Source organism: Paraburkholderia ribeironis (genome assembly GCF_900019265.1).
GTDB classification, from domain to species: Bacteria; Pseudomonadota; Gammaproteobacteria; order Burkholderiales; family Burkholderiaceae; genus Paraburkholderia; species Paraburkholderia ribeironis.
The window spans coordinates 250,898-274,774 of the sequence record NZ_CYGX02000012.1; the positions used below are offsets into that span (position 1 = coordinate 250,898).

Consider the following 23,877-nt stretch of genomic DNA (forward strand, 5'->3'; position numbering starts at 1 on the left):
CGCAGAGCTATCTCGCGCCGCCTGCTCCATCCATGCCGATAGTTGAATGGCTCCGTGGGCAGCTCAGTGGGCAGCTCAATGAGCGGCTCAGTCAGCAGCTCAGTCAGCAGCTCAGTGGGCTGCTCAGTGGGCACCTCGGTCAGCAGATCAATGAGCGGCTCAATGCGCGAGTCAGGCGCAAAATTCCTCGATCAGCGCCGCCACCAGCTCCGGCTGGTCGTGATGCACCATATGCCCCGCCTCGTCGATGATCTTTTCGCGCCAGTTCGGAAACGCCTGAAAGCGCGCCTTGAATTCGTCGAGCGGGATTTCGCCGGCGATCTGCGCGAGCGTCGGCGAGTTGGCGGCCTCGACGTGCAGCACTCTCGCACTCACTTTGCGCCAGACCGCCATCACTTCGTCGAGGCGGTACAGCGCCGGACCTCGCAGCTTGTGCGCCGGATCGGCGAGCAGCATGAAGCGCCCTTCGCCGTCCGGCTTCGACCAGTGCTGCGCGAGAAACTGCGCGCGCTGCGGATCGAGGCGCGGGTTGGTCCTGATCAGGCGTGCGGCGACATCGTCGAGCGACGCGTAGCGTTTCAGCTGCGGCGGATCGCGCAATTCGTCGAGCCAGTTGCGCAGGCGTTTGGGCGCTTGCGCCGAGTGCGACGGCGCAAGGCCGAAGCCCTCCAGATCGACCACCCGCCGCACCCGCTCCGGACGCACGCCCGCATACAGGCAGACGAGGTTCGCGCCCAGGCTGTGACCGACCAGATTCACTTCGCCGCTCGGCGCATAGTGGTCGAGCAGCGCATCGAGATCGGCGAGATAGTCCTGAAACCAGTAGTGGCCGCCGCCGTGTTCGGCCACCGGCCAGTCCGACAGACCGAAGCCGCGCATGTCCGGCGCGATCACCTGCCAGTCGCCGCCCAACGCCTCGACGACAAACTGGAACGATGCCGCCACGTCCATCCAGCCGTGCAGCATGAACAGTAACGGCGCGTCGGGATCGCCCCAACGCCGCACATGCAGACGGACGCCGCGCACGGCAATGAATTCGGACCGGGAAGTATTCATGAACGGCACGCCAAAAAAAGAATGGTCGTTCGATTATAACGAGATAGCAGCGTGTTGCGTGGGCCCGGATTGTCGAGGCTGGGCTCAGTCGTTCGCAGCCGGGCGCAGCGGCGGCTCACCGTCGAGTTTCGCCAGCGCGGCGAGTTCCGCTTCATCGAAGCCGGCGTCGCGGCGCGCTTCGAAATTGAACGGGCCCCGCAATTTCGGCGCGTGATACTGGTCGGCGAGACGCATGTAGGTTTCGTGCGGGTCGAGGCGGCTGCCGTCGCATAGGTACCGGAACCAGCGGTTGCCGATCAGCACATGGCCGATTTCATCGCGCAGAATCACGTCGAGAATCGCCGCGGAGGCCTGATCCCCCGCCTGTTGCAGGCGTGCGCGGATTGGCGGGGACGCGTCGAGGCCGCCCGCTTCGAGCGTGCGCGGCACCAGCGCCATGCGCGCCAGCACATCGCCACGGGTGCGCTCGCACATGTCCCACAGGCCGTCGTGCGCGGGGAAATCGCCGTACTCGTGGCCGTATTGCGCGAGGCGTTCGACCAGCAGCGAGAAGTGGTAGGCCTCTTCGGCGGCCACCTTGAGCCAGTCGGTATAGAACGCGGCGGGCATGCCGGCAAAACGCCAGACGGCGTCGAGCGCCAGATTGATCGCGTTGAACTCGATGTGCGCAAGCGCATGCAGCAACACTGCGCGGCCTTGCGGCGCTTGCATGCTGCGCCGCCCCAGCTGGCGCGGCTCGACCAGTTCGGGCCGCGCGGGACGGCCCGGCAGACCGGCCGGCTCGTCGAGTTGGAGGCCGGCGGGACATGCGGCGCGGCCGTCGAGCACGGCGACGTAGAGCGCGCGGGCGGCGGCTGCCTTGGTGGCGGGATCGCTTTCGCGCAACGCGGCCAGCGCGGCGGTCCGCGCGCAATCGGGCTGGTCTTTGGGATTCGAGCCGGATGGCGCGGGTGAAGCGGACGAAGCGGACGAAACGGCGGACGTCATGGCAAATGGATCAGCAAGGGGTGTAGCAAATGTGCACAACAAATGAGGCGACAAGTGGGACAACAAACGAGGAGGCAACACACGAAGCGGCAAGCGAAGCAGCGAAAAACTTGGTCGCCAGCGACTAGCCAGCGCCGAAAGAACAGCCTCGCAGTGACCGGCCCGGCGATCCGGCAACCGCATCGCGAGCTGGGCGCCGGCTCACACGAGCAAGCAGCGCACGCCCCTGCGGCCGCGCGAGGCGGCCCAGGCACACAAGCGTTTACAATACTCGATTCGACCATCCAGCGCCCGGTTGCGCCGGCCATGCGGGACACCCCGGCGAGGCATCACAGATCGGAAAGTTCGCCCATCCAGCGTGCGCCCCGACCGATCACGAGGAGACACTGTGACGATTTACAAGCTTGGCGAAGCCGCCCCGACCATCCATGAAAGCGTGTTCGTCGCGGATTCGGCGAACATCATCGGCAACGTGACGCTCGAGGAAAACGCGAGCGTCTGGTTCGGCGCGACGATTCGCGGCGACAACGAGCCGATCACCATCGGCGCCGGCAGCAACGTGCAGGAAAACGCGGTACTGCACACCGACCCCGGCTTCCCGCTGACGATCGAGCCCAACGTGACGGTCGGCCATCAGGTCATGCTGCACGGTTGCACGATCAAGGAAGGCTCGCTGATCGGAATTCAGGCCGTGGTCTTGAATGGCGCGGTGATCGGCCGCAACTGTCTGGTCGGAGCGGGCGCCATCGTCACCGAAGGCAAGGTGTTTCCCGACAATTCGCTGATTCTCGGCGCGCCCGCGAAGGTGGTGCGCGAACTGACCGAGACGGATATCGCCAACATGCAGCGCGGCACGGCAAGCTATGCCGGGCGCCGCGAATATTTCAAGGCGCAGCTCGTACGCATCGGCTAACAGCCGGCGCGCGTGGCGCGCACGACGCAGCATCAGGCTGCGTCACTCCACCGAGGAAAAGTTGTGAGCGACCAGTTGCAAAAATTCATGTTCAGCGCGGCGCCGGTGCGCGGCGAGATCGTTTCGCTGCGCAATACGTGGCAGGAAGTGCTGACGCGTCGTGATTATCCCGCGCCCGTGCGCACGATTCTGGGCGAAATGATGGCCGCGTGTGCGCTGCTCTCGGCGAATCTCAAGTTCGATGGCACGCTCGTCATGCAGATCTTCGGCGATGGGCCGGTCAAGATGCTGGTCGTCCAGTGCAGCTCCGATCTGTCGATGCGCGCCACCGCAAAGCTGTCGATCGGCGCGCTCGATACGATCGGCGACTCGACCTCGATGATCGAACTGTTGAATGCGAGCGGTCATGGCCGCTGCGTGATCACACTCGACCCGACCGACAAGCAGCCTGGCCAGCAGCCCTATCAAAGCATCGTGCCGCTGTCGGGCGCTAACGGCCCGCTCGGGTCGATGGCCGAAGTGCTCGAGCACTACATGCATCATTCGGAGCAGCTCGACACGCGCCTGTGGCTCGCCGCGAACAACGAGCGCGCGGTCGGCATGCTGCTGCAGAAGTTGCCGGGCGACGGCGGCATCGTCCCGCATCCGGGCGAGCTGGACACGGATACGTGGGAGCGCGTGTGCACGCTGGGCGGCACTTTATCGCGGGACGAGTTGCTGAAGGAAGAACCGGCAACGGTGTTTCGCCGCCTGTTCTGGCAGGAGAACGTCCAGCATTTCGAGCCGGCCACCGCACGCTTCGAATGCACCTGCTCGCGCGAAAAAGTCGGCGCGATGCTGAAGATGCTGGGCCGCAACGAAGTGGACGGCGTGATCGAAGAACGCGGTCACGTCGAGATCCATTGCGAATTCTGCAATCAACGGTACGAATTCGATCCGGTCGACGTGGCGCAACTTTTTGTCGCCCATGCACTCTCACAAGGCGTGACGCCAGCCGCCGAGCAGCGGCACTAGAACGCGGCGCTCGCCCATGCGAGCCCGATGCACGCCTCGCCAGAGTTCATTGCCCGCATCACGGCAGCCGCGACTGCGCCGCCCGTCGCCCATCGCCTTGTCTCGGCCCGGGCGCCGCAGTATCGCGGGTCACGTGTTGAATCATTGGCGACGCACGCCGCGCAGGTTTTGCTTAGGCGTCCGACCGATGGAGATCGAGCATGAACTACCCTGCTTCGTTGCTGCGTCATACGCACGCAGCCGCCGTTCTGGCCGCAGTCCTAACTATCGTCGCAGGCAGCGCGGCACTGGCTGGATGCGCTGAGCCACCGGGCCCGTCGCCGATTTACAGCCGCCTGCCGCCCGATCAAACCGACGCGGCCAGCACTGCTCCTCTGCTTACACCCGAAGAGCTCGCACGCTATGACGCGATCGATCGTCAGGTGCTGTTCGAGCAGGATCAGGCGATCGCCGCCGAGAGCGCCGCGCAGGCATGGTCGCGTTACTACTCACCGCCCGTCAGTGTCTTTGGTGGCTATGCCACCGGTGGTTGGGGGCGTGGTTGGGGTACGGGTATTGGCGTCGGCTTCGGGCCGCGCTGGGGCTGGTAAGCCAATAGCAGACCCATCACCGGCCCAAAGAAAAAGCGCGGTTCATTTCTGAACCGCGCTTTTTTGTGTCTTGCGTACCGAGCCGTTCGTTGCCACGCACCCTCACAGGCAGCCAAACTCAATGCGTGCTCTTTTTGTCCTTCGCAGGCTTGCCGCCATGCTTGCGATCCGGCTTCGCACGAGACTCCGGATTCGGCACGACGTGCAACGGAGCGGCCGACACTTCACCACGCGTCGAGGTCGTTGTGGACGGCGTATTCGCCGTCGGCAACGGCGCGTTCGGCGAGACGAATTGCGCGAACACTTCGCCGTCCTTGACCATGCCCATTTCGTAGCGCGCCCGCTCCTCGACCGCAGCGGTGCCGTTCTGCAAGTCCTGCACCTCGCCCTGAATGCGTTCGTTGCGCAGCTTCGCATCGGCGTTCTTTTGCACCTGCTGCGCCAGTTGCTGCTGCAACTCGTGCACGCGCAACCAGCCACCATGGCCCCACCAGAGCGGGTACTGGATCAGCGCCAGCAGAACGATCAGGACAGCAGTGACAAGCCGCATGAAGTAAGCACAATAAATACGCGCCGCCCTGCGCTATACGCAGGGCGGCGAGGTCAATCAGAGACGAAGGACAACCGGCTCATCGGTCAGTGCGAGCAAACTGGCCACTGACAAATCTAGCGCAGATTATAGAACGCCGACTTGCCCGGGTAGCTGGCGATATCACCTAGGTCTTCTTCGATGCGCAGCAGCTGGTTGTACTTCGAGATACGATCCGAACGCGACAGCGAACCCGTCTTGATCTGACCGGCGTTCAGGCCGACCGCGATATCGGCGATGGTCGAATCTTCGGTTTCGCCCGAACGGTGCGAGATCACGGCCGTGTAGCCGGCGCGCTTGGCCATTTCGATGGCCGCGAAGGTTTCCGTCAGCGTGCCGATCTGGTTGATCTTGATCAGGATCGAGTTCGCGATGCCCTTCTCGATGCCTTCCTTCAGGATGCGCGTGTTGGTGACGAACAGGTCGTCGCCCACCAGCTGGACCTTCTTGCCGAGCTTGTCGGTCAGCGTCTTCCAGCCTTCCCAGTCACTTTCGTGCATGCCGTCTTCGATCGACACGATCGGGAACTTGTCGGCGAGGTTCGCGAGGTAGTCCGCGAATTCCGTCGACGACAGTTGCAGACCTTCGCCGGCCAACTGGTACTTGCCGTCGTGGTAGAACTCGCTCGCTGCGCAGTCGAGCGCGAGCAGCACGTCTTCACCGGCGCGATAGCCAGCCTTTTCGATTGCTTGCAGGATGGTCGACAGGCATTCGTCGTTGCTGCCGAAGTTCGGCGCGAAGCCGCCTTCGTCGCCCACCGCCGTGCTCATGCCGCGATCCGACAGGATCTTCTTCAGCGCGTGGAACACTTCGGCGCCGCAGCGCAGTGCTTCGCGGAAGGTCGGCTGGCTCACCGGCACGATCATGAATTCCTGAATGTCCAGGCTGTTGTTGGCGTGCGCACCGCCGTTGACGATGTTCATCATCGGCACCGGCAGTTGCATTGCGCCCGAACCGCCGAAGTAGCGATACAGCGGCAGGCCGGCTTCTTCAGCCGCCGCCTTCGCGACCGCCATCGACACGGCCAGCATCGCATTCGCGCCGAGGCGCGACTTGTTGTCGGTGCCATCGAGTTCCAGCAGGGTCTTGTCGAGGAAGGCCTGCTCGGAAGCGTCGAGGCCCATGATCGCTTCGGAGATTTCAGTGTTGATGTGCTCGACGGCCTTCAGCACGCCCTTGCCGCTGTAGCGGCCGGCTTCGCCGTCACGCAGTTCGATGGCTTCACGCGAACCCGTCGACGCACCCGACGGCACCGCGGCGCGACCCATCGTGCCCGACTCGAGCAGCACGTCGCATTCGACAGTGGGGTTGCCTCGCGAATCGAGAATCTCTCGACCGATGATATCTACGATAGCACTCATGGTTTCCTCAAGAAATGGTTGAATTCTCTACTGTGACACTGTACCAGGCGCATGCCGGTCTCCCCGACAGACAACTCGCGCGCCGATACGTTCGACGACCATTGCGTGCATTCGCCGCGTGCCGATGATCGTGCCGATTATGACACTCATGACATGCGCCGAACGCCAGGATCAGTTGAAATCGCTTTCGAGGAACGGCGCGCGCTTGACGGCCTGATCGAGCGTCGCCAGCGTCTCGAGCAGATCGGCCATGCGGTTGAGCGGCACGGCGTTCGGGCCGTCCGATTTGGCCTGCGCCGGATTCGGATGCGTCTCCATGAAAAGGCCGGCCACGCCCACCGCGACCGCGGCGCGCGCCAGCACCGGCACGAATTCGCGCTGGCCACCGGAGCTCGTGCCTTGCCCGCCCGGCAACTGCACCGAGTGCGTGGCGTCGAACACGACTGGCGCATGGGTTTCGCGCATGATCGCGAGCGAGCGCATATCCGACACAAGGTTGTTATAGCCGAACGACACACCGCGCTCGCACGCCATAAAGCGGTCTTCCGACAGCCCCGCTTCGCGCGCCGCGTCACGTGCCTTGTCGATCACGTTCTTCATGTCGTGCGGTGCGAGAAACTGGCCTTTCTTGATGTTGACCGGTTTGCCCGAACGCGCGCAAGCGTGAATGAAATCGGTTTGACGGCACAGGAAAGCCGGCGTTTGCAGCACGTCGACCACCGACGCGACCTGCTCGATCTCGTGTTCGGCGTGCACGTCGGTCAGCACCGGCAGACCGAGCTGACGCTTGACTTCCGACAGGATACGCAAGCCTTCGTCCATGCCCAGCCCGCGGAACGACTTGCCGCTGCTGCGATTGGCCTTGTCGTACGACGATTTGTAGATGAACGGAATATTCAGCTTCGCGCAAATTTCCTTCAGGCGGCCCGCGGTGTCGATCGTCATCTGTTCGGATTCGACGACACAGGTGCCTGCGATCAGGAAAAACGGCTTGTCGAGCCCGATTTCGAAATCGCACAGTTTCATGCTTTCTCCCCGACTTCGTTCACAGCACGCGCCTGCTGATGCGCGAGCGCCGCTTCGACGAACGACTTGAACAGCGGATGGCCATCACGCGGCGTGGACGTGAATTCCGGGTGGAACTGCACGCCGACGAACCACGGATGCATGCTGCGCGGCAACTCCATCATTTCCGGCAGATCTTCACTCGGGGTACGCGCGCTGATGACGAGACCGCCGGATTCGAGCTGCGGCACGAAGCGGTTATTGACTTCATAGCGGTGACGATGGCGTTCGTTCACGTCCTTGCCGTAGATCTCTTCGGCAAGCGTGCCGGGCTTGATCGGGCAACGCTGCGAACCGAGGCGCATCGTGCCGCCCAGATCCGATTCTTCGGTGCGCTTCTCGACGCGGCCTTCACGGTCGTACCACTCGGTGATCAGCGCGACCACGCGGTTTTCGGTATCCGGATCGAACTCGGTGCTGTTCGCGTCCTTCAGGCCCACCACGTCGCGGGCGAATTCGATCACGGCCAGTTGCATGCCGAGGCAGATGCCGAGATACGGCACGTTCGCTTCACGCGCATAACGGATTGCGGCGATCTTGCCTTCGGTGCCGCGACGGCCGAAGCCGCCCGGCACGAGCACCGCGTCGAGATGCCTGAGGCTCTCGACGCCTTGCGTTTCGACTTCTTCCGAATCGATGTATTCGATGTTGACCCGGGTCGACGTATGCATCGACGCATGGCGCAGCGCTTCGATCAGCGACTTGTACGACTCGGTCAGATCGACGTACTTGCCGACCATGCCGATCGTCACTTCGTGCTTCGGATGCTCGAGCTTCTCGACGAGGTCGGACCACATTGTCAGATCGGCGGCCTTCGGCGTGAGCTTGAGCTCTTCGCAGATGATCGCGTCCAGACCCTGGTCGTGCAGCATCTGCGGAATCTTGTAGATGCTGTCCGCGTCCCACACAGAGATCACGGCGTCTTCCGGCACGTTCGAGAACATCGAGATCTTCGCGCGCTCGTCGTCCGGAATGGGGCGGTCCGCACGGCACAACAGCACGTGCGGCGAGATGCCGATCTCGCGCAGCTTCTGCACGCTGTGCTGGGTGGGCTTGGTCTTCAATTCGCCAGCGGTGGCGACCCAGGGCACCAGCGTGAGGTGCACGAAGCACGCGCTGTTGCGGCCCATGCGCAGGCTCATCTGACGCGCGGCCTCGAGGAACGGCAGCGATTCGATGTCGCCCACCGTGCCACCCACTTCGACGATCGCGACATCCGGCTCGCCGCACGTCGCAGACGCTGCGCCGCGCTCGATAAACGCCTGGATTTCGTTTGTGATGTGCGGGATGACTTGCACCGTCTTGCCGAGATAATCGCCGCGGCGTTCCTTGCGGATCACCGATTCGTAAATCTGGCCCGTGGTGAAGTTGTTGGCCTTGCGCATCTTCGTGCTGATGAAGCGCTCATAGTGGCCAAGGTCGAGGTCGGTTTCCGCTCCGTCTTCCGTCACGAACACTTCGCCGTGTTGAAACGGGCTCATCGTGCCGGGGTCGACATTGATGTACGGATCGAGCTTGAGGAGGGTGACTTTAAGACCGCGCGATTCGAGGATCGCGGCGAGGGAAGCGGCGGCAATACCCTTGCCGAGGGAAGATACTACGCCGCCGGTGACGAAAACATATTTGGTCATCGCTGGATGCTCGCGGGAAAAACGGATTATACCGTAAAGCAGGGTCCCGACCCAGCAAAAATCCGAGCGACATCTGCACCTGCGCATGCCACTGCGGTGGCGCTCGCCACGTGCCGTTCATGCAGCACTCATGCGGCACTCATGCGGCACTCATGCGGCATTTAGCGCGACGCGGATGGTGGGTCCGCGCGGTGGCGAACGCCTCGTTGCCGTTCGACGCATGACGCACGACCGCGGCTTGCATCGCTCCGGACCACGTGCCCGCCCTGTCCCGCTGCGTCAATACTTCTGCGTCAATACTTATCAATGCGCGTCGATACCCTTCAATGGCCGCCGCCGCGCCGCCGCACCACGTTACGCGCGCCGCTCCAGTTCGCGCAGCATCCGCTGCACCGCGCGCGCGGTCTCGAGTGGCTTTTCCATCGGATACAGGTGGCTGCCTTCGATCCATTCGAGGCGGCCACCCGTTGCGCGGCGGGTCGCATCGAGACCGACCTGGCGGATTTCCTTCGAGTGCGTGCCGCCAATGAACCCGACCGGTACTGGCGCGCCACGTGCGAGCCGCGCGCCGAGCGTGTGCGGCAAGGTCCTGTAGATCTGGTATTCGGTGCGGCGATCGAAGGCCAGCGAGCGAGCGCCATCGGGCGCAGTCTGCGGAATGCCGAAGTCGATGTAGTCGGACAGCATGCGCTCGTCCCAGCGCGCGAACGCCGGCTTCGAATGAAAGTGGCGCCACGCTTCGTCGCGGCTCGCCCAGTGAGTGCGGCGCGTGCGCGTGGCGGCCGCCGGCGAGAGCCGCTCGTCGAGCCCGGTCCACTGCGACACGCGCAGCATGCTGCTGCGCCAGCCGGCGATCACCGGCGAATCGAGCATCACCACGCCCCTCACCCACTGCGGCTTTTTCAGTGCGGCCATCAGCGACAGATAGCCGCCGAGCGAATGCCCCACCAGCCAGACCGGTTGCTCGTACGCGCGGCCGATGTCGTCGAGCAGTTGCTCGACCAGATGCGGCCAGTCCTGCGTCACCGGGAAGCGCGCGTCGTGACCGATGCGTTCGATGGAGCGCAGTTCGTAATCGTCGGCGAGCTCGGCGAAGATCGTCCGGTAGGTCGACGCCGGGAAGCCGTTCGCGTGCGAGAAGTGAATGATGTTTTTCAACTGCGGCTATCTCCGTTCTGTTTTTGTGGGCGGGTCTTCATGTGCGTCTTTCGTGAGCGCCTCGCGAACGTTTCATGCAGGTTCCCTTGCGGCAACCTTGGGCCAGCGGCGAGTTTGTTCTATCCACTGTTCAACCCGCGAGGCCGGCGGTTCATCGACCAGCCCCGCGTGGTTCGGCCGATCAGCGATCCATCCAGTAGCGGTGCCCGGTATCGCGATAGCGTTCGAGCGTGAGCGTCGCGCCAGCCTTGGCCGGACTCGCCTCGACCCGCACTGCGCCATCGGTGTCGCTGCGCCCAAGCTCGATATGACGCGCCTCGTAGCGCTCGAACACCGCTGCGTTCGGATGATGAAACCGGTTTCGATAGCCTACCTGAAATAGCGCGATGGCCGGGTCGACAGCGTCGAGGAACGGCTCGGTCGACGAGGTCTTGCTGCCGTGATGCGGCACGACCAGCACCTGTGCGCGCAACAGGCCGCGAGCGCGGGCGAGCAGCACGCGTTCGGCCGGCGCCTCGAGGTCCGCCGTCAGCAAGGCCACGATGGCTGGCCGTTCAGTTCGAACGGATGTTGCCGGCTGCTGCGCGTTGCCCGGCAGGCTGCCAACCCGCAGCACACAGCAATGCGCATTCGATTTGCCTTGCAGCGGCCCGGCATCCGGCCACAGCACCTCGAAGTCGACGCCGTCCCACTGCCAGCGCTGCCCTGCCGCGCACGGCAGTGTAGCCGCGCCATGCTGCTTCGCGCCCGCCCACAATGCGTCGTCTGGCGCCAACGCAGCCACCATCTGATGAACCTCGATCGCGTCGAGGACGGCGGGCGCACCGCCCGAGTGATCGGAATCGGCGTGACTGATGACCAGCGTATCGAGCGCCGTCACGCCATGCGCCTGCAAGAATGGCACGACCACCCGCTCGCCCGCGTGGGTCGATTCCGGACCGGGTCCGGCATCGAACAGCAACGCGTGATGCGCCGTTTCGATCAACACCGAGGTGCCCTGACCGACGTCCAGCGCAGTCAGACGAAAGCCGCCCGGCAGGGGCCCGGGCGGCGCCGGCGCCAGAAGCGGCAACCACGTGAGCGGGGCGGCCCAGCGCAACGGCCAGCCGCGCGGCGCAAGAAACCAGACCACGCCCAACGCCGCCGCGGCCAGCGCCCACGCATCCGGTTGCGGCAACCACCAGAGCGCCCAGGCGGGCGCGCATAACGCATGCAAACCGGCCGCCAGCAGTTCGAGCAACGCATGTGCGGCACGCCATGCCCACGCATCGAAGGGCACCGGCAACAGCACGCCGGCAAATACCGACGGCGTCACCAGCAGGCTCACCCACGGAATCGCGAACGCATTCGCGAGCGGGCCGATCAGCGGAATCTGCGCGAACCAGTAGACGCTCAACGGCGCGAGCGCGACCGTCACTGCGATCTGTACGTGAGCGGCGCTACGCAGCCGTTCGCCGAGTGCGCGCAGGCGCCGATGCAGGCCGGCACGCAGGCCCGCCAACGTGCGGTGCGCCTCGCCATCCATGTCGGCGTCGTCATCGTGGGGTTGCCGGCGATGCCGCACGCGCGGCCGGCCCGACATGGCGAACAGGATCGCCGCCACCGCGCAGAACGACAGCCAGAATCCCGCCGACACCACCGCCCACGGATCGATCAGCAGCACCAGCCCCAACGCCCACGCCAACACTGTCGAGCGCGCGAGACTGCGGCCACCGACAAACGCCAGCGCGGTCATCCCCGCCATCCACAGCGCGCGCTGCGCCGGCACGTTGAAACCGGCAAGCGCCGCGTGCAGCGCGGCACACAGCGAGCCGCCCGTCACCGCGACGATCTGCGCGGGCAGCCGCAACGGCCAGTTGCGGCCGATCAACCCGGAGCGCCGCCACAGCGCACCAGCCAGCCAGCCGGCCAGACCCGCGACGAAACCGATGTGCAATCCCGAAATCGCCACCAGATGGCTCGTGCCGGTGCCGCGCATCAGCAGCCAGTCGGCGGCGCTGACTTCGTCCTGCGCGCCGACCGCCAGCGCCACGACGATTCCGCGATGCGGCGCGTCCGCCAGCACCGTGTCGATCCGCGCATGCAGCGCCGCGCGCCAGCGGTCCACCGTCACACTCAGGCCGCGCACGCGTCCCGGCAAACGCACGGCGTGTTCGGGCACACTCACATAGCCGGTCGCCCGCACGTTGCGCGCGAGCAGATTCGCTTCGGCATCGCGCACCCCGAAGTTTGCGTTGCCGTGCGGCCGCGTGAGCCGCACGGTCAGCCGCCAGCGCTCGCCCGGTTCGAGCAGTGGCGCGGGGGCGTCGTCGGCGATCCACGACAGTTGCACCACGCGCGGAAAGGCGGCGAGCAGCGCTTGGCCCGCTTGGCTCGCCTCGACCGCTTCGACCGCTTGGCCCGCTTGGCTCGCTTGGCCCGCTTCGACCGCTTCGACCGCTTCGACTTCGAACAGAAAGCGGGCGCCCTTTGCATCGCGCGACGGTAAGCCCCGGATGCTGCCGATCAGAGCGATATCGCGGCCTTCCCATGCTTTCGGCAAGCTCGCTGCGAGCCGCATTTCCGCACGCACGGCGGCATACCCGAAGCCCACGCATAACGCCGCGCACCACACGGCGGCCCAGCCGGCCAATCCGCGCAGCCGCGCGCCTACGCACACGTGGCCCACGTGGCAGACGCGGCACATGCGGCACCCGCGGCACATGCGGCACCCGCGGCGCACGGCCGGATACGCACCCGCCCCAAGCTTGCCCGCAAGCACCGCCGCATCGCCGCGCAAGCCCCACAGCGCGAGCCCGCACGCCGCGCAGCCGAGCACCACCAGGGCGCACCAGCCGCGCCATGCCGGCAACGCAGCCTGCTGCTGCAACCAGATGACACCCAACGCAAACCCGCACCACGCTGCCCGCATTCGCCCTCCGCCCAGCAAACGCCGCGCGACATGGCGCGCGCCAGGCAGACGTCAGCGAGCCCGCCGGGCGTGGATATCGCCCGGCGCGAACCACTCATCGACGAGTTCGATTATGCAGAGGAAAGCGCGAGTCGCGGCAGCGCGGCGTGCGCGTTAGCCGTTGTGCCTAGGGCGGCTTCATCGGCGGCCATGCCGCGCAATTGCGCGAGGCCCGCGCCGATACCCGGGATCTGCCCGGGCGTGTTGCGCTGCCGGTAAATCCACGCCGGCGGGATGTCCGGCGCGTCGGTTTCAACCACCAGAGCGTCGAACGGCAACTGCCCGGCAAGGCGGCGAATTTGCCTGGCCCGCTCGAACGTCAGATTGCCGCCGAAACCGAGATGCATGCCCTGATCGATATAGGCCTGCGCCTGCTGGAAACTGCCGTTGAACGCGTGCGCGATACCGCGATGGATCTGCTGCCGCCGCAGTCCTTTGAGCACCTGATCCTGCGATTTGCGTACGTGGCAGATCACCGGCAGGTCGAATTCGCGCGCCAGTTGCAGTTGACCGTCGTAGAAGAACTGCTGGCGCGCATCGTCGAGGCCTTCGACGAAATAGTCGAGCCCGATCTCGCCAATGCCGACGAACCGCACGTCATCAAGACTCGCCTCGATCTCCATGCGCAGCAGTTCGAGATCGTGCTCGTCGGCGCCTGGCGTGAAGAGCGGATGAATACCGAGCGCATACGCGCCGCCGTCGATCCGGTGCGCCAGCTCACGCACCGCCGCAAAGTTCTGGCGGCCGATCGCCGGAATCACGATGCGCGCCACGCCCGCACGGCGTGCCGCCGCCGCGACCGCATCGCGGTCGGCGTCGAATTCCGAAGCATCGAGATGACAGTGCGTATCGATCCACATGAGCTACCCTCGCGAAGCGGACGAAGCGGACGAAGCAGACGATGCCGCGTGCGTCGCGCCGGAGCGCCGTCAGACCGGCACCGGCGGCTCTTCGTGCAGCACGCCGTCGCGCAGCCGCATGATGCGGTCGCAGCGAGCGGCCAGATCGGGATCGTGCGTGACGATCACGAAACTCGTTTCGAGTGTGCGCGACAGTTCGAGCATCAGGTTGAACACCGTGTCGGCCGTGCCGCCGTCGAGATTGCCGGTCGGCTCGTCGGCCAGCACGCACGCGGGTTTGGTCACCAGCGCCCGGGCGATCGCGACGCGCTGACGCTCGCCGCCCGACAGCTCGCCCGGCCGGTGTTTGGCGCGATGCCCCATGCCGACCCGCTCCAGCACCTCGAGCGCCTCGCGGCGCGCGGCTTCGGTCGTCATGCGGCGAATCCGCAGCGGCATCGCAACGTTGTCGAGCGCGGAGAACTCCGGCAGCAGATGGTGGAACTGATAGACGAACCCGAGCGCGCGATTGCGCAAGTCATTGCGTTCGCGCTCGGAGAGCTTCGTGAACGGCTTGCCCATCACCGAAACATGACCGGCACCCGGCTCGTCGAGACCGCCGAGCACGTGCAACAGCGTGCTCTTGCCCGAGCCCGACGCACCGACGATCGCCAGTTTCTCGCCGCGCCGCACGTTCAATTGCGTGTTGTTGAGCACCTGCACGTTCAGGCCGCCCTGCACGAACGACTTGGAGATGCCGGTTGCTTCCAGCACGTACGGATAGGGCGCCGTGTCCTGAGTGGCCATCGATAGTTCAGCGGAACGGTCATTCATAGCGCAGCGCCTCCGCGGGACGGACTTTCGCGCCACGCCAGCTCGGGTAAAGGGTCGCCACTGCCGACATCAGGAACGCGATGATGCCGATGCGCGCGACGTCGGCCGGGATCAGTTCGGACGGCAGTTCATTGATGAAGTACACCGACGGCGGCAGGAACTGCACGCCGAGCAGATGCTCGATCATCGGCACGAGCCACGGAATGCTCCATGCGATCAGACAACCGAGCGCGACGCCGGTCGCGGTGCCGATAAAGCCGATCGTCACGCCCTGCACGACGAAGATCTTCATGATCGAGCCGGGCTGCGCACCGAGCGTGCGCAGGATTGCAATGTCGGCCTGCTTGTTGGTCACCGTCATCACCAGCGACGAGACCAGGTTGAACGCGGCCACCGCGATGATCAGCGTGAGGATGATGAACATCATGCGTTTTTCGATCTGCACGGCCGAGAACCAGGTCTTGTTCTGCTGCGTCCAGTCGCGGATATACAGATCGCCGGACAGCGTGCGCGCAAGCTGATGCGCGATTTCCGGCGCGCGCTGCATGTCAGTCAGGCGCAGCCGCACACCGGTCGGCGCGGGCAGCCTGAACAGCGCTTGCGCGTCCTTGATGTTGACGAGCGCGAGCGTGCTGTCGTATTCGTAATGGCCCGACTCGAAGATGCCCACCACCGTGAACTGCTTCAGGCGCGGCAGCATGCCGGCCGGCGTGATCGTGCCTTCGGGCGCGACCAGCGTGATCTTGTCGCTGACCTGCACGCCGAGGGTGGCGGCGAGGTCCGCGCCGAGCACGATGCCGAAGTCGCCCGGCACGAGGTCGGTCAGCTTGCCGCCCTTCATTTCCTTGCCGATGTCGGAGACTTCCGGTTCGAGCGACGGCTCGATGCCGCGCAGCGCGACGCCGCTCACGGCGTCCTGGCGCGTGAGCAACGCCTGCGCCTCGACATACGGCGCTGCGCCGATCACCTGTTTGTTCTGGCGCGCTTCCTGGGCAGTCAGTTGCCAGTTCGGCATCGAACCGGTCGGCGAAAAGATTTCGACGTGCGCGAGCACCGACAGCATCCGGTCGCGCACCTCTTTCTGAAAACCGTTCATCACGGACAACACGACGATCAGCGCCGCGACACCGAGCGCGATGCCCGACATCGACACCAGCGCGATGAACGAAATGAAGCCGTTGCCGGTCGTGCGTTTGCCGGCGCGTGTGTAGCGCCAGCCAATCTGCCATTCGTAGGGAAATTTCAAGCGAATCCTTTTCTGCGTTGTTCGGCTGGGTGCTGTGCACGAAAGACGTCGAGCGCCCGCCGTGATCCCGGTGCCGTGGCGACGCCGCAGGTGCAGGCGCCGCACGCGTGTCGCAGCAAGGCTCGCGCCGTGCCGGGCCGTCGCACGCGCGCCGAAAGCGCCACCGCTATCGCCACCGCTGTCACCACCACAATCACCACCGACCAAGCGCGAAGTTTGCCATACAATCCCACCGGCTCGCGCAAACCACACATGGCCCGCGCTGCCAGGCTCGCATTCGACTGCCGCGCTCAGGCCGGCCGGAATCTGGTCGGAATACTCGCACTCTTTGCCCTACAATGCGCAGCATCATGCTCGCCGACCGTCTCCATCTTCTGCTGCCCTTCGCGCTGCCCGCCGCAGCGGACGCCTCCACCGCCCTCCACGACATCCGGAGTCCAGCCCTCGACCGGCTGATCGCGCGCGCGACGCTGGTCGAACGGGTGGTCGGCGAAGACTTTCAGCGCACGCTGCCGCACGAGCGCTGGGTAGCCCGGCAGTTCGGCGCGCTGGCGGGCACCGCGGCCGCCGCCGACGAAGCACCGCTCGCGCCGTACATGCTGCGCGCCGACGGCGGCGAACCCGGCAGCGCAACGTGGGCCTGCGTGCAACCGGTGCATGTGCGCATCGCGCACGATCACCTGGTGCTGATCGATCCCGCCTCGCTCGAGCTCTCCGACGACGAAGCGCACGCGCTGCTCGCGGTCGCCCGGCCGTTGATCGAGGAACTCGGCGTACGCATCGAGGCGCCAAACCCCTCGCGCTGGTATCTGTCGGGCGACGGATTCGGCACCTTGGCGGGCGCGTCGCCATTGCGTGCGAGCGGCCGCAACATTGAAATCTGGCTGCCGCACGAAGCGCATTCGGGTGAACGTTCGCGCGCCTGGATGAAGCTGCAGAACGAAGTGCAGATGGCGTGGTTCGAGCACCCGATCAATGAGGCGCGCGAAGCGCGTGGTCTGCCAGCCGTCAACTCGATCTGGTTTCATGCGCAAGGCGCGGCGCAGCCCGTGCGCAGTCCGTTCGCGCGGGTCTTCTCCGACGCCACCGCGACGCGCGGCCTCGCGCTCACCGCCGGGGTCGAGACCGGCGCGCCGCCCGCTTCGTTTGGCGCGCTGGTCCCGCTGACCGGCGCGGCCCACGCGAAGCCGGGCGAGGCCTCGCGCGGGCATTCAGGCGGCACGGCACGCGGCACGCTGGTCGAACTCGATCCGTTCTCAGCGCCCTACATCGAACAGGACTGGGCGCGCTGGAACCACGCGTTTGCCGCCGTGCAAACGGACTGGTTCGAACCCGCGCTCGCGGCGCTGCAATCTGGCCAGCTCGGCGAACTTGGCCTGACCTTGTGCGGCGATACCGGCTCGGTGACGCTCACGATCACGCGCGGCGATCTGCGCAAATTCTGGCGGCGGCGCATGCTGGCGTCGCTCTTCATCGAATGACTTATCGAATGATCCACGGCCTTCCCGAATGACTCGAATCGTTACGCGCGCCTGCTCCCCTGTCGATGCCGAAGTCCTCGTCCGCCATGGGCTGCATCCGGTGCTCGCGCGCCTGTACGCGGCACGCGGCGTGTGCCTGCCCGATGAAATCGAAACCGGCCTCGCGCGGCTCGTGCCGCCCGCCGCGCTGCAGAGCTGCGAAGACGCCGCCGTGCTGCTCGCCGATGCGATCCAGCAGCAGCGCCGCATGCTGGTCGTCGCCGACTACGACTGCGACGGCGCCACCGCCTGCGCGGTCGCGGTGCGTGGCCTGCGCATGCTCGGCGGCCGCATCGACTATCTGGTGCCGAACCGCATGGAACACGGCTACGGGCTCACGCCGGACATCGTCGCGCTGGCTGCGAGCGGCGCGTCGGGCAAGCCGGATCTGCTGATCACCGTCGACAACGGCATCGCCAGCGTCGACGGCGTGGCGGCGGCCAACGCGCTCGGTATCGACGTGCTGGTCACCGATCATCACCTGCCGGGCGACGAGCTGCCCGCCGCCCGCGCGATCGTCAATCCGAACCAGCCGGGCTGCACGTTCCCGAGCAAATGCATCGCCGGGGTCGGCGTGATGTTTTATGTGCTGCTCGCGTTGCGCGCGCAATTGCGGCAACGCGGCGCATTCGATGACGCCACACCCGAACCGCGCCTCGACGGCCTGCTCGACCTGGTCGCGCTCGGCACGGTCGCCGACGTGGTCAAGCTCGACGGCAACAACCGCGTGCTGGTCGCGCAGGGTTTGCAGCGCATCCGCAAAGGCCGCATGCAGCCGGGCATCGCCGCGCTGTTTCGCGCCGCCGCACGCGACGCCCGCAGCGCCTCGGGCTTCGACCTCGGCTTCGCGCTCGGGCCGAGGCTGAATGCGGCGGGACGTCTGTCGGACATGTCGCTCGGCATCGAATGCCTGACCACCGACGACGTCGGCCGCGCGTGGGAACTCGCGCAGCAACTCGACACGATGAACCGCGAGCGCCGCGAGATCGAAGCCGGGATGCAGCAACAGGCGCTCGACGACCTCTCGGCGATCGCCCCCGACGGCGCGACCACCATCACGCTGTTCAATCCGGGCTGGCATCAGGGCGTGATCGGCATCGTCGCTGGACGGCTGAAGGAGAAATTCCACCGGCCCTCGTTCACCTTCGCGCTCGCCGACGACAGCGGTCAGTTCGTCAAGGGCTCGGGCCGCTCGATCGCGGGCTTCCATCTGCGCGATGCGCTCGACCTGATCTCGAAGCGCGAGCCGGATTTGATCGTCAAGTTCGGCGGCCACGCGATGGCCGCCGGGCTGACGCTCGCGACCGCCGACGTGCCGCGCTTCACCGCCGCCTTCGAGGCGGTCGGCCGCGAGTGGCTGTCCGAAGAAGCGCTCGCGCGCACGGTGGAAACCGACGGCGAACTCGAAGACGCGTACTTCACGCCGCAATTCGTCGAAATGCTCGACGCCGCCGTGTGGGGCCAGGGCTTCCCGGCGCCGGTGTTTTCCGGCGAATTCGACATCGCGTCGCAGGCGCTGGTGAAGGACAAGCATCTGAAGCTGCAGCTCGTGCGCGGGCGGCAGCGCTTTAACGCGATCTGGTTCAATCACACCGATACGCTGCCGGCACGCACCACCGTCGCTTACCGGCTGGCGAGCGATACATGGAACGGCGTGGCGCGGGTGCAACTGATCGTCGAACACGCGGTGGGCTGAAGTCGAAGTGAAGGGGCCATCTGAAGGGGCTGCCTGAAGGGGCGGCCTGAAAGGGCTGCTCAACTGGCCAGCCGAAGCGGCCACGAGCGATACGCGCAACGGCGTGGCGCGGGTACAACTGATCGTCGAGCACGCGGTTGGCTGAAGCCGAAGTGAAGTGGCCAACTGAAGGGGCCATCTGGAAGGGCTGACTCAACCGCCCAGCCGAAGCGGCTGACCGGACACGATCCGCTTCGCCGCCACCACCACCACCACCGCCGCCGCGCCGGCGAAGTGTCGAAAAAACACCGCAAAATCAACCTCGAACACGCGCCGGATCGCTTCACAGCCGCCGGCGCGGCGCGCCGATCGGCTATAATTTCTCCTTTTTACGAAGCTATAAAAGATCGACATGGAAGCGGAACGTCTCAACGCGATCGAAGCCTCTCTGGCGGACCTGCGCGCACGCGCGGCCGACCTACGGGGGTATCTTTGACTACGACGACAAAGCACTGCGTCTAATCGAAGTCAACCGGGAACTCGAAGACCCGGACGTCTGGAACGACTCGAAGCACGCCCAGGCCCTCGGCCGGGAGAAGAAGCTGCTCGACGACACGGTCGGCAAGCTCACGTCGCTCGACAATGATCTGCGCGACGCGCAGGACCTCTTCGAGATGGCGCGTGAAGAAGGCGACGACGACACGCTGGTCGCCTGCGAAACCGATGCGCAAGGACTCGAGTCGCGCGTCGCCGACATGGAATTCCGCCGGATGTTCGCGAATCCGGCCGATCCGAACAATGCGTTCCTGGATATCCAGGCCGGCGCCGGCGGCACCGAGGCGTGCGACTGGGCGTCGATGCTGCTGCGCCAGTATCTGCGCTACTGCGAGCGCAAGGGCTTCAAGACCGAAGTGCTGGAGCAGACCGAAGGCGACGTCGCGGGCATCAAGAACGCCACCATCAAGATCGAGGGCGAATACGCGTACGGCTTCCTGCGCACCGAAACCGGCGTGCACCGCCTCGTGCGCAAGTCGCCGTTCGATTCGTCGGGCGGGCGTCATACGTCGTTCTCGTCGGTGTTCGTGTACCCGGAGATCGACGACTCGATCGAAGTGGACATCAACCCGGCCGATTTGCGCATCGACACGTACCGCGCGTCCGGCGCGGGCGGTCAGCACATCAACAAGACCGACTCCGCGGTGCGGATCACGCACATGCCGTCGGGCATCGTCGTGCAGTGCCAGAACGACCGTTCCCAGCACCGCAACCGCGCCGAAGCGATGGCGATGCTGAAATCGCGCCTGTACGAAGCGGAAATCCGCAAGCGTCAGGCCGAGCAGGACAAGCTCGAAGCCGGCAAGACCGATGTGGGCTGGGGTCATCAGATCCGCTCGTACGTGCTGGACAACAGCCGTATCAAGGATCTGCGCACCAACGTCGAAATCAGCAATACGAAGAGCGTGCTCGACGGCGACCTCGATCCGTTCATCAGCGCCAGCCTGAAACAGGGTGTCTAGGCGCAACGGGCGCGGCCAGTCAGGCCGCGCCGGTTCGTTCCTGTTTCTTTGCCGCTTCTTTGCCGCTTCTTCGCTGTTTCTTCGCTGTTTCCTTATACCGCCTGAGGTTTTTACACTGACTGGCCTCCCGCATCCGGAGCACTCCGCTGCGGGCCACCGAATACCAAATCATCATGACCGAATCGACCCAGCCCAATGCGGCCCTGCCGAATGTCGTGCCCGAGGTGGACGACAACAAGATCATCGCCGAGCGCCGTGAAAAGCTGCGCGAGCTGCGTGAGCAAGGCGTCGCCTATCCGAACGATTTCCGTCCCACGCACCACGCCGAAGATCTGCAGGCGCAGTATGAGCACGCCGACAAGGAAGCACTCGAAGCGAATCCGCTCGAAGTCGCCCTCGCCGGCCGCATGATGCTCAAGCGCGTGATGGGCAAGGCAAGCTTTGCGACCGTGCGCGACGGTTCCGGTCAGATCCAGTTCTTCATCACGCCGGCCGACGTCGGCCAGTCAACCTACGACGCGTTCAAGAAGTGGGACATGGGCGACATCGTCGCGGCGCGCGGCGTGCTGTTTCGCACCAACAAGGGCGAGCTGTCGGTGCGCTGCACCGAGCTGCGCCTGCTGTCGAAGTCGCTGCGTCCGCTGCCGGACAAGTTCCACGGTCTGGCGGACCAGGAGATGAAGTATCGCCAGCGCTATGTCGATCTGATCGTCACGCCGGAAACGCGCAAGACGTTCACCGCGCGCACCAGGGCGATTGCGTCGATCCGCAAGTTCATGGCCGACGCCGACTTCATGGAAGTCGAAACGCCGATGTTGCACCCGATTCCAGGCGGCGCCGCGGCCAAGCCGTTCACCACGCATCACAACGCGCTCGACATGCAGATGTTCCTGCGCATCGCGCCGGAACTGTATCTGAAGCGCCTCGTGGTCGGCGGCTTCGAGCGTGTGTTCGAGATCAACCGTAACTTCCGCAATGAGGGCGTGTCGGTGCGCCACAATCCGGAATTCACGATGATCGAGTTCTACGCAGCCTATACGGACTACAAATGGCTGATGGATTTCACCGAGCAGTTGATCCGTCAGGCCGCGATCGATGCATTAGGCACGGCCACGATCGCCTATCAGGGCCGCGAGCTGGATCTGGCCAAGCCGTTCCATCGGCTGACCATCACTCAGGCGATCCAGAAGTACGCGCCGCAATACACGAACGAGCAACTGGCCGACAGCGCGTTCCTGCGCACCGAGCTGAGGAAGCTCGGCGTGGACGCATCGCAGCCGAAGTTCCTGAATGCGGGCGTGGGCTCGCTGCAACTGGCGCTGTTCGAAGAAACCGCCGAGTCGCAATTGTGGGAACCGACCTACATCATCGACTACCCGATCGAAGTGTCGCCGCTCGCACGCGCATCGGACAAGGTCGACGGCATCACCGAGCGTTTCGAGCTGTTCATCACGGGCCGTGAAATCGCCAACGGCTTCTCGGAGCTGAACGATCCGGAAGACCAGGCCGCCCGCTTCAAGAAGCAGGTCGACCAGAAAGATGCCGGCGACGAAGAAGCGATGTTCTACGACGCGGACTACATTCGCGCGCTCGAATATGGCATGCCGCCGGCCGGCGGCTGCGGTATCGGCATCGACCGTCTGGTGATGATGCTGACCGACAGCCCGAGCATCCGCGACGTGATTCTCTTCCCGCATCTGCGCCGCGAAGACTGACCCGCGACCCAACCGTCACGCGGTTCACATCACTGAAACGCCCGGCTCGAAGCCGGGCGTTTTGCTTGCCGCGCACGCGAGGCGGCGTGCGGGCGCGGCTCACACGCGGCTGACCCGCCGCTGGGCGTTTGTAACGATAGGTAAAAGCCGGCGATCGCCGTGCCGGTCTTCGGGTCAGACCACGGTTTCGCCGCTCGCCAGGACCCGGGCGCCACGCGCGTAGCGGCGCACCCAGACCGCCATGCCGCCCGCGAGCTGTTACAAATTGAAACGTGGGCAGGATCGAATTGCCGGACACTGGGTCTCACTAGAGTCGACTCTGCCAGAGACGGAGGCCAACATGGGCAATCCCAGCACCCAACCCACGCAGCAACGCCGTCTTCATCCGCTGATCGCGACCGCGGCCGGCGCGGTCATCGTTGCCAGTCTCGTCGCCACCGCGGCCATCACGGGACTGTTTCCGAAGGCGTCGAGCGACGGCGCGCAGAACGATCAGACCCAGGCGGCCCAAGTGACGCCGCAACAACCGGGGGTGGTCGATTCGGCAGCGGCAGTCACTGGCCCGGTGCAACAGCGACCGAGCGCGCAACAATCGGCGCAACAACCGGCGCAGCAGCAGGCTCAGCCGTCCGTGCCCGCGCCCGCTCCGGCGCAGCAGCAACAGTACGCCCAGCAACAGCAGGCGCAAGCCGCACCGCAGTATGCGCAGCAGCAGCCCGCACAACCGGCCTATTGCTCGACGTGTGGCACGGTCGTGGCGATTTCGGCGGTTCATCAGGAAGGTCATGGCACCGGCATCGGCGCGGTCGGCGGTGCGGTGGCCGGCGGCGTGGTCGGTAACCAGTTCGGCGCCGGTGGCGGCCGCACCGCGATGACGCTGCTCGGCGCGCTAGGCGGCGGTCTTGCCGGCAACGCGGTCGAAAAGCACATCCGCAGCACCACGTCCTATTCGGTGCGCGTGCGGATGGAAAACGGCAAGCTGCGCTACTTCACGTACCACGAGGCGCCGCCATTCCAGCAAGGCCAGCATGTGCGGGTCGAAAACGGCACGCTGGTGGCAGGCTAAGCCATCGCGCTGACTGCGCGCGATCGGGGCCACGGCGCCCGGATTTTCCGCAGGCGTTAATTTTTCGCAGGCGTTAATGTTCCGCAGGCGTTAATGTTCCGCAGGCGTTAAAAAGGCGATTCCAATGGAATCGCCTCAGACTGCTGACGAA

Annotated in this window: 20 protein-coding genes; 8 read left to right on the plus strand and 12 right to left on the minus strand. The window is 65.3% G+C overall.

Translation table 11 applies throughout. The features are described 5' to 3' along the window. Nucleotides 1-171: 171 nt before the first annotated feature. On the minus strand, nucleotides 172-1,056 hold the full coding sequence (locus BN2475_RS06885; protein WP_094778795.1) for an alpha/beta fold hydrolase: 885 nt from the start codon (nucleotides 1,054-1,056) through the stop codon (nucleotides 172-174). Nucleotides 1,057-1,140: 84 nt separating this feature from the next. Then, the gene (locus BN2475_RS06890) at nucleotides 1,141-2,043 is read right to left on the minus strand and encodes a ferritin-like domain-containing protein (protein WP_094778796.1); all 903 of its coding nucleotides are present in this window, start codon (nucleotides 2,041-2,043) and stop codon (nucleotides 1,141-1,143) included. A 388-nt stretch (nucleotides 2,044-2,431) separates the two neighbouring features. Here BN2475_RS06890 and BN2475_RS06895 point away from each other — a divergent pair, with 388 nt between their 5' ends. The 3 genes from BN2475_RS06895 (at nucleotide 2,432) to BN2475_RS06905 (ending at nucleotide 4,560) form a co-directional block, all read left to right on the plus strand. Continuing rightward, nucleotides 2,432-2,956 (plus strand): gamma carbonic anhydrase family protein, encoded by a 525-nt coding sequence (locus BN2475_RS06895; RefSeq protein ID WP_094778797.1) that lies wholly within the window; start codon nucleotides 2,432-2,434, stop codon nucleotides 2,954-2,956. Between the two features lie 63 nt (nucleotides 2,957-3,019). Then, nucleotides 3,020-3,970 carry an Hsp33 family molecular chaperone HslO gene (hslO, locus tag BN2475_RS06900; protein WP_094778798.1) on the plus strand — a complete coding sequence of 317 codons (951 nt, stop codon included), beginning with the start codon at nucleotides 3,020-3,022 and terminating at the stop codon, nucleotides 3,968-3,970. A 200-nt stretch (nucleotides 3,971-4,170) separates the two neighbouring features. Then, on the plus strand, nucleotides 4,171-4,560 hold the full coding sequence (locus tag BN2475_RS06905) for an NADPH-dependent FMN reductase family protein (protein ID WP_094778799.1): 390 nt from the start codon (nucleotides 4,171-4,173) through the stop codon (nucleotides 4,558-4,560). Between the two features lie 118 nt (nucleotides 4,561-4,678). Here BN2475_RS06905 and ftsB read toward each other — a convergent pair whose 3' ends face one another. From ftsB to BN2475_RS06950, 9 genes are all read right to left on the minus strand, one after another. Further along, a complete protein-coding gene (gene ftsB / locus BN2475_RS06910) occupies nucleotides 4,679-5,110 on the minus strand; it encodes a cell division protein FtsB (protein ID WP_094778800.1) in 432 nt (143 codons plus the stop codon). A gap of 116 nt (nucleotides 5,111-5,226) precedes the next feature. Next, nucleotides 5,227-6,510 (minus strand): phosphopyruvate hydratase, encoded by a 1,284-nt coding sequence (gene eno, locus BN2475_RS06915; RefSeq protein ID WP_094778801.1) that lies wholly within the window; start codon nucleotides 6,508-6,510, stop codon nucleotides 5,227-5,229. Nucleotides 6,511-6,681: 171 nt separating this feature from the next. After that, nucleotides 6,682-7,536: a 3-deoxy-8-phosphooctulonate synthase gene (kdsA, locus tag BN2475_RS06920; RefSeq protein WP_094778802.1), complete on the minus strand. Its 855-nt coding sequence runs from the start codon at nucleotides 7,534-7,536 to the stop codon at nucleotides 6,682-6,684. After that, entirely contained in the window at nucleotides 7,533-9,206 is a 1,674-nt protein-coding gene (locus BN2475_RS06925; protein ID WP_094778803.1) for a CTP synthase, read from the minus strand. Before BN2475_RS06925 ends, kdsA begins: the two co-directional genes overlap by 4 nt. Nucleotides 9,207-9,560: 354 nt before the next feature. Further along, a complete protein-coding gene (locus tag BN2475_RS06930) occupies nucleotides 9,561-10,364 on the minus strand; it encodes an alpha/beta fold hydrolase (RefSeq protein WP_094778804.1) in 804 nt (267 codons plus the stop codon). Nucleotides 10,365-10,545: 181 nt separating this feature from the next. Further along, nucleotides 10,546-13,275 (minus strand): DNA internalization-related competence protein ComEC/Rec2, encoded by a 2,730-nt coding sequence (locus BN2475_RS06935; protein WP_094778805.1) that lies wholly within the window; start codon nucleotides 13,273-13,275, stop codon nucleotides 10,546-10,548. Nucleotides 13,276-13,385: 110 nt separating this feature from the next. Continuing rightward, nucleotides 13,386-14,174: a TatD family hydrolase gene (locus BN2475_RS06940; protein WP_094778806.1), complete on the minus strand. Its 789-nt coding sequence runs from the start codon at nucleotides 14,172-14,174 to the stop codon at nucleotides 13,386-13,388. Nucleotides 14,175-14,243: 69 nt separating this feature from the next. Further along, a complete protein-coding gene (gene lolD, locus BN2475_RS06945) occupies nucleotides 14,244-14,987 on the minus strand; it encodes a lipoprotein-releasing ABC transporter ATP-binding protein LolD (RefSeq protein ID WP_094778807.1) in 744 nt (247 codons plus the stop codon). Then, the gene (locus tag BN2475_RS06950) at nucleotides 14,980-16,233 is read right to left on the minus strand and encodes a lipoprotein-releasing ABC transporter permease subunit (RefSeq protein WP_094778808.1); all 1,254 of its coding nucleotides are present in this window, start codon (nucleotides 16,231-16,233) and stop codon (nucleotides 14,980-14,982) included. Before BN2475_RS06950 ends, lolD begins: the two co-directional genes overlap by 8 nt. Before the next feature lie 338 nt (nucleotides 16,234-16,571). Between BN2475_RS06950 and BN2475_RS06955 the strand changes: the two genes are divergently transcribed. Then, nucleotides 16,572-17,714: a regulator gene (locus BN2475_RS06955; RefSeq protein ID WP_094778809.1), complete on the plus strand. Its 1,143-nt coding sequence runs from the start codon at nucleotides 16,572-16,574 to the stop codon at nucleotides 17,712-17,714. Between the two features lie 28 nt (nucleotides 17,715-17,742). After that, the gene (gene recJ / locus BN2475_RS06960; protein WP_094778810.1) at nucleotides 17,743-19,449 is read left to right on the plus strand and encodes a single-stranded-DNA-specific exonuclease RecJ; all 1,707 of its coding nucleotides are present in this window, start codon (nucleotides 17,743-17,745) and stop codon (nucleotides 19,447-19,449) included. 192 nt (nucleotides 19,450-19,641) lie between these two features. Here recJ and BN2475_RS06965 read toward each other — a convergent pair whose 3' ends face one another. Next, nucleotides 19,642-19,842 (minus strand): hypothetical protein, encoded by a 201-nt coding sequence (locus tag BN2475_RS06965; protein WP_094778811.1) that lies wholly within the window; start codon nucleotides 19,840-19,842, stop codon nucleotides 19,642-19,644. Here BN2475_RS06965 and prfB point away from each other — a divergent pair. The 3 genes from prfB to BN2475_RS06980 all read left to right on the plus strand — a co-directional run bounded on the left by prfB (nucleotide 19,841) and on the right by BN2475_RS06980 (nucleotide 23,726). Beyond that, nucleotides 19,841-20,945 (plus strand): peptide chain release factor 2 gene (gene prfB, locus BN2475_RS06970; RefSeq protein ID WP_143325737.1). Its coding sequence is split into 2 segments (ribosomal slippage): nucleotides 19,841-19,921 and nucleotides 19,923-20,945, totalling 1,104 coding nucleotides; the frame shifts between segments, so codons are not numbered across the junction. The two genes, BN2475_RS06965 and prfB, sit on opposite strands and share 2 nt — an antisense overlap. A 173-nt stretch (nucleotides 20,946-21,118) precedes the next feature. After that, nucleotides 21,119-22,660: a lysine--tRNA ligase gene (gene lysS, locus BN2475_RS06975; protein WP_094778812.1), complete on the plus strand. Its 1,542-nt coding sequence runs from the start codon at nucleotides 21,119-21,121 to the stop codon at nucleotides 22,658-22,660. Nucleotides 22,661-23,000: 340 nt separating this feature from the next. Then, the gene (locus BN2475_RS06980; RefSeq protein ID WP_094778813.1) at nucleotides 23,001-23,726 is read left to right on the plus strand and encodes a glycine zipper 2TM domain-containing protein; all 726 of its coding nucleotides are present in this window, start codon (nucleotides 23,001-23,003) and stop codon (nucleotides 23,724-23,726) included. The last annotated feature ends 151 nt before the right edge of the window (nucleotides 23,727-23,877 follow it).

What these genes read in the sequence shown, in the direction of transcription:
- BN2475_RS06885 (WP_094778795.1), bottom strand. Translation starts at nt 1,056, where the DNA reads ATGAATACTTCCCGGTCCGAATTCATTGCCGTGCGCGGCGTCCGTCTG.
- BN2475_RS06890 (WP_094778796.1), bottom strand. Translation starts at nt 2,043, where the DNA reads ATGACGTCCGCCGTTTCGTCCGCTTCGTCCGCTTCACCCGCGCCATCC.
- BN2475_RS06905 (WP_094778799.1), top strand. Translation starts at nt 4,171, where the DNA reads ATGAACTACCCTGCTTCGTTGCTGCGTCATACGCACGCAGCCGCCGTT.
- ftsB (WP_094778800.1), bottom strand. Translation starts at nt 5,110, where the DNA reads ATGCGGCTTGTCACTGCTGTCCTGATCGTTCTGCTGGCGCTGATCCAG.
- eno (WP_094778801.1), bottom strand. Translation starts at nt 6,510, where the DNA reads ATGAGTGCTATCGTAGATATCATCGGTCGAGAGATTCTCGATTCGCGA.
- kdsA (WP_094778802.1), bottom strand. Translation starts at nt 7,536, where the DNA reads ATGAAACTGTGCGATTTCGAAATCGGGCTCGACAAGCCGTTTTTCCTG.
- BN2475_RS06925 (WP_094778803.1), bottom strand. Translation starts at nt 9,206, where the DNA reads ATGACCAAATATGTTTTCGTCACCGGCGGCGTAGTATCTTCCCTCGGC.
- BN2475_RS06935 (WP_094778805.1), bottom strand. Translation starts at nt 13,275, where the DNA reads ATGCGGGCAGCGTGGTGCGGGTTTGCGTTGGGTGTCATCTGGTTGCAG.
- BN2475_RS06940 (WP_094778806.1), bottom strand. Translation starts at nt 14,174, where the DNA reads ATGTGGATCGATACGCACTGTCATCTCGATGCTTCGGAATTCGACGCC.
- lolD (WP_094778807.1), bottom strand. Translation starts at nt 14,987, where the DNA reads ATGAATGACCGTTCCGCTGAACTATCGATGGCCACTCAGGACACGGCG.
- BN2475_RS06955 (WP_094778809.1), top strand. Translation starts at nt 16,572, where the DNA reads ATGCGCAGCATCATGCTCGCCGACCGTCTCCATCTTCTGCTGCCCTTC.
- recJ (WP_094778810.1), top strand. Translation starts at nt 17,743, where the DNA reads ATGACTCGAATCGTTACGCGCGCCTGCTCCCCTGTCGATGCCGAAGTC.
- BN2475_RS06965 (WP_094778811.1), bottom strand. Translation starts at nt 19,842, where the DNA reads ATGTCGATCTTTTATAGCTTCGTAAAAAGGAGAAATTATAGCCGATCG.
- lysS (WP_094778812.1), top strand. Translation starts at nt 21,119, where the DNA reads ATGACCGAATCGACCCAGCCCAATGCGGCCCTGCCGAATGTCGTGCCC.
- BN2475_RS06980 (WP_094778813.1), top strand. Translation starts at nt 23,001, where the DNA reads ATGGGCAATCCCAGCACCCAACCCACGCAGCAACGCCGTCTTCATCCG.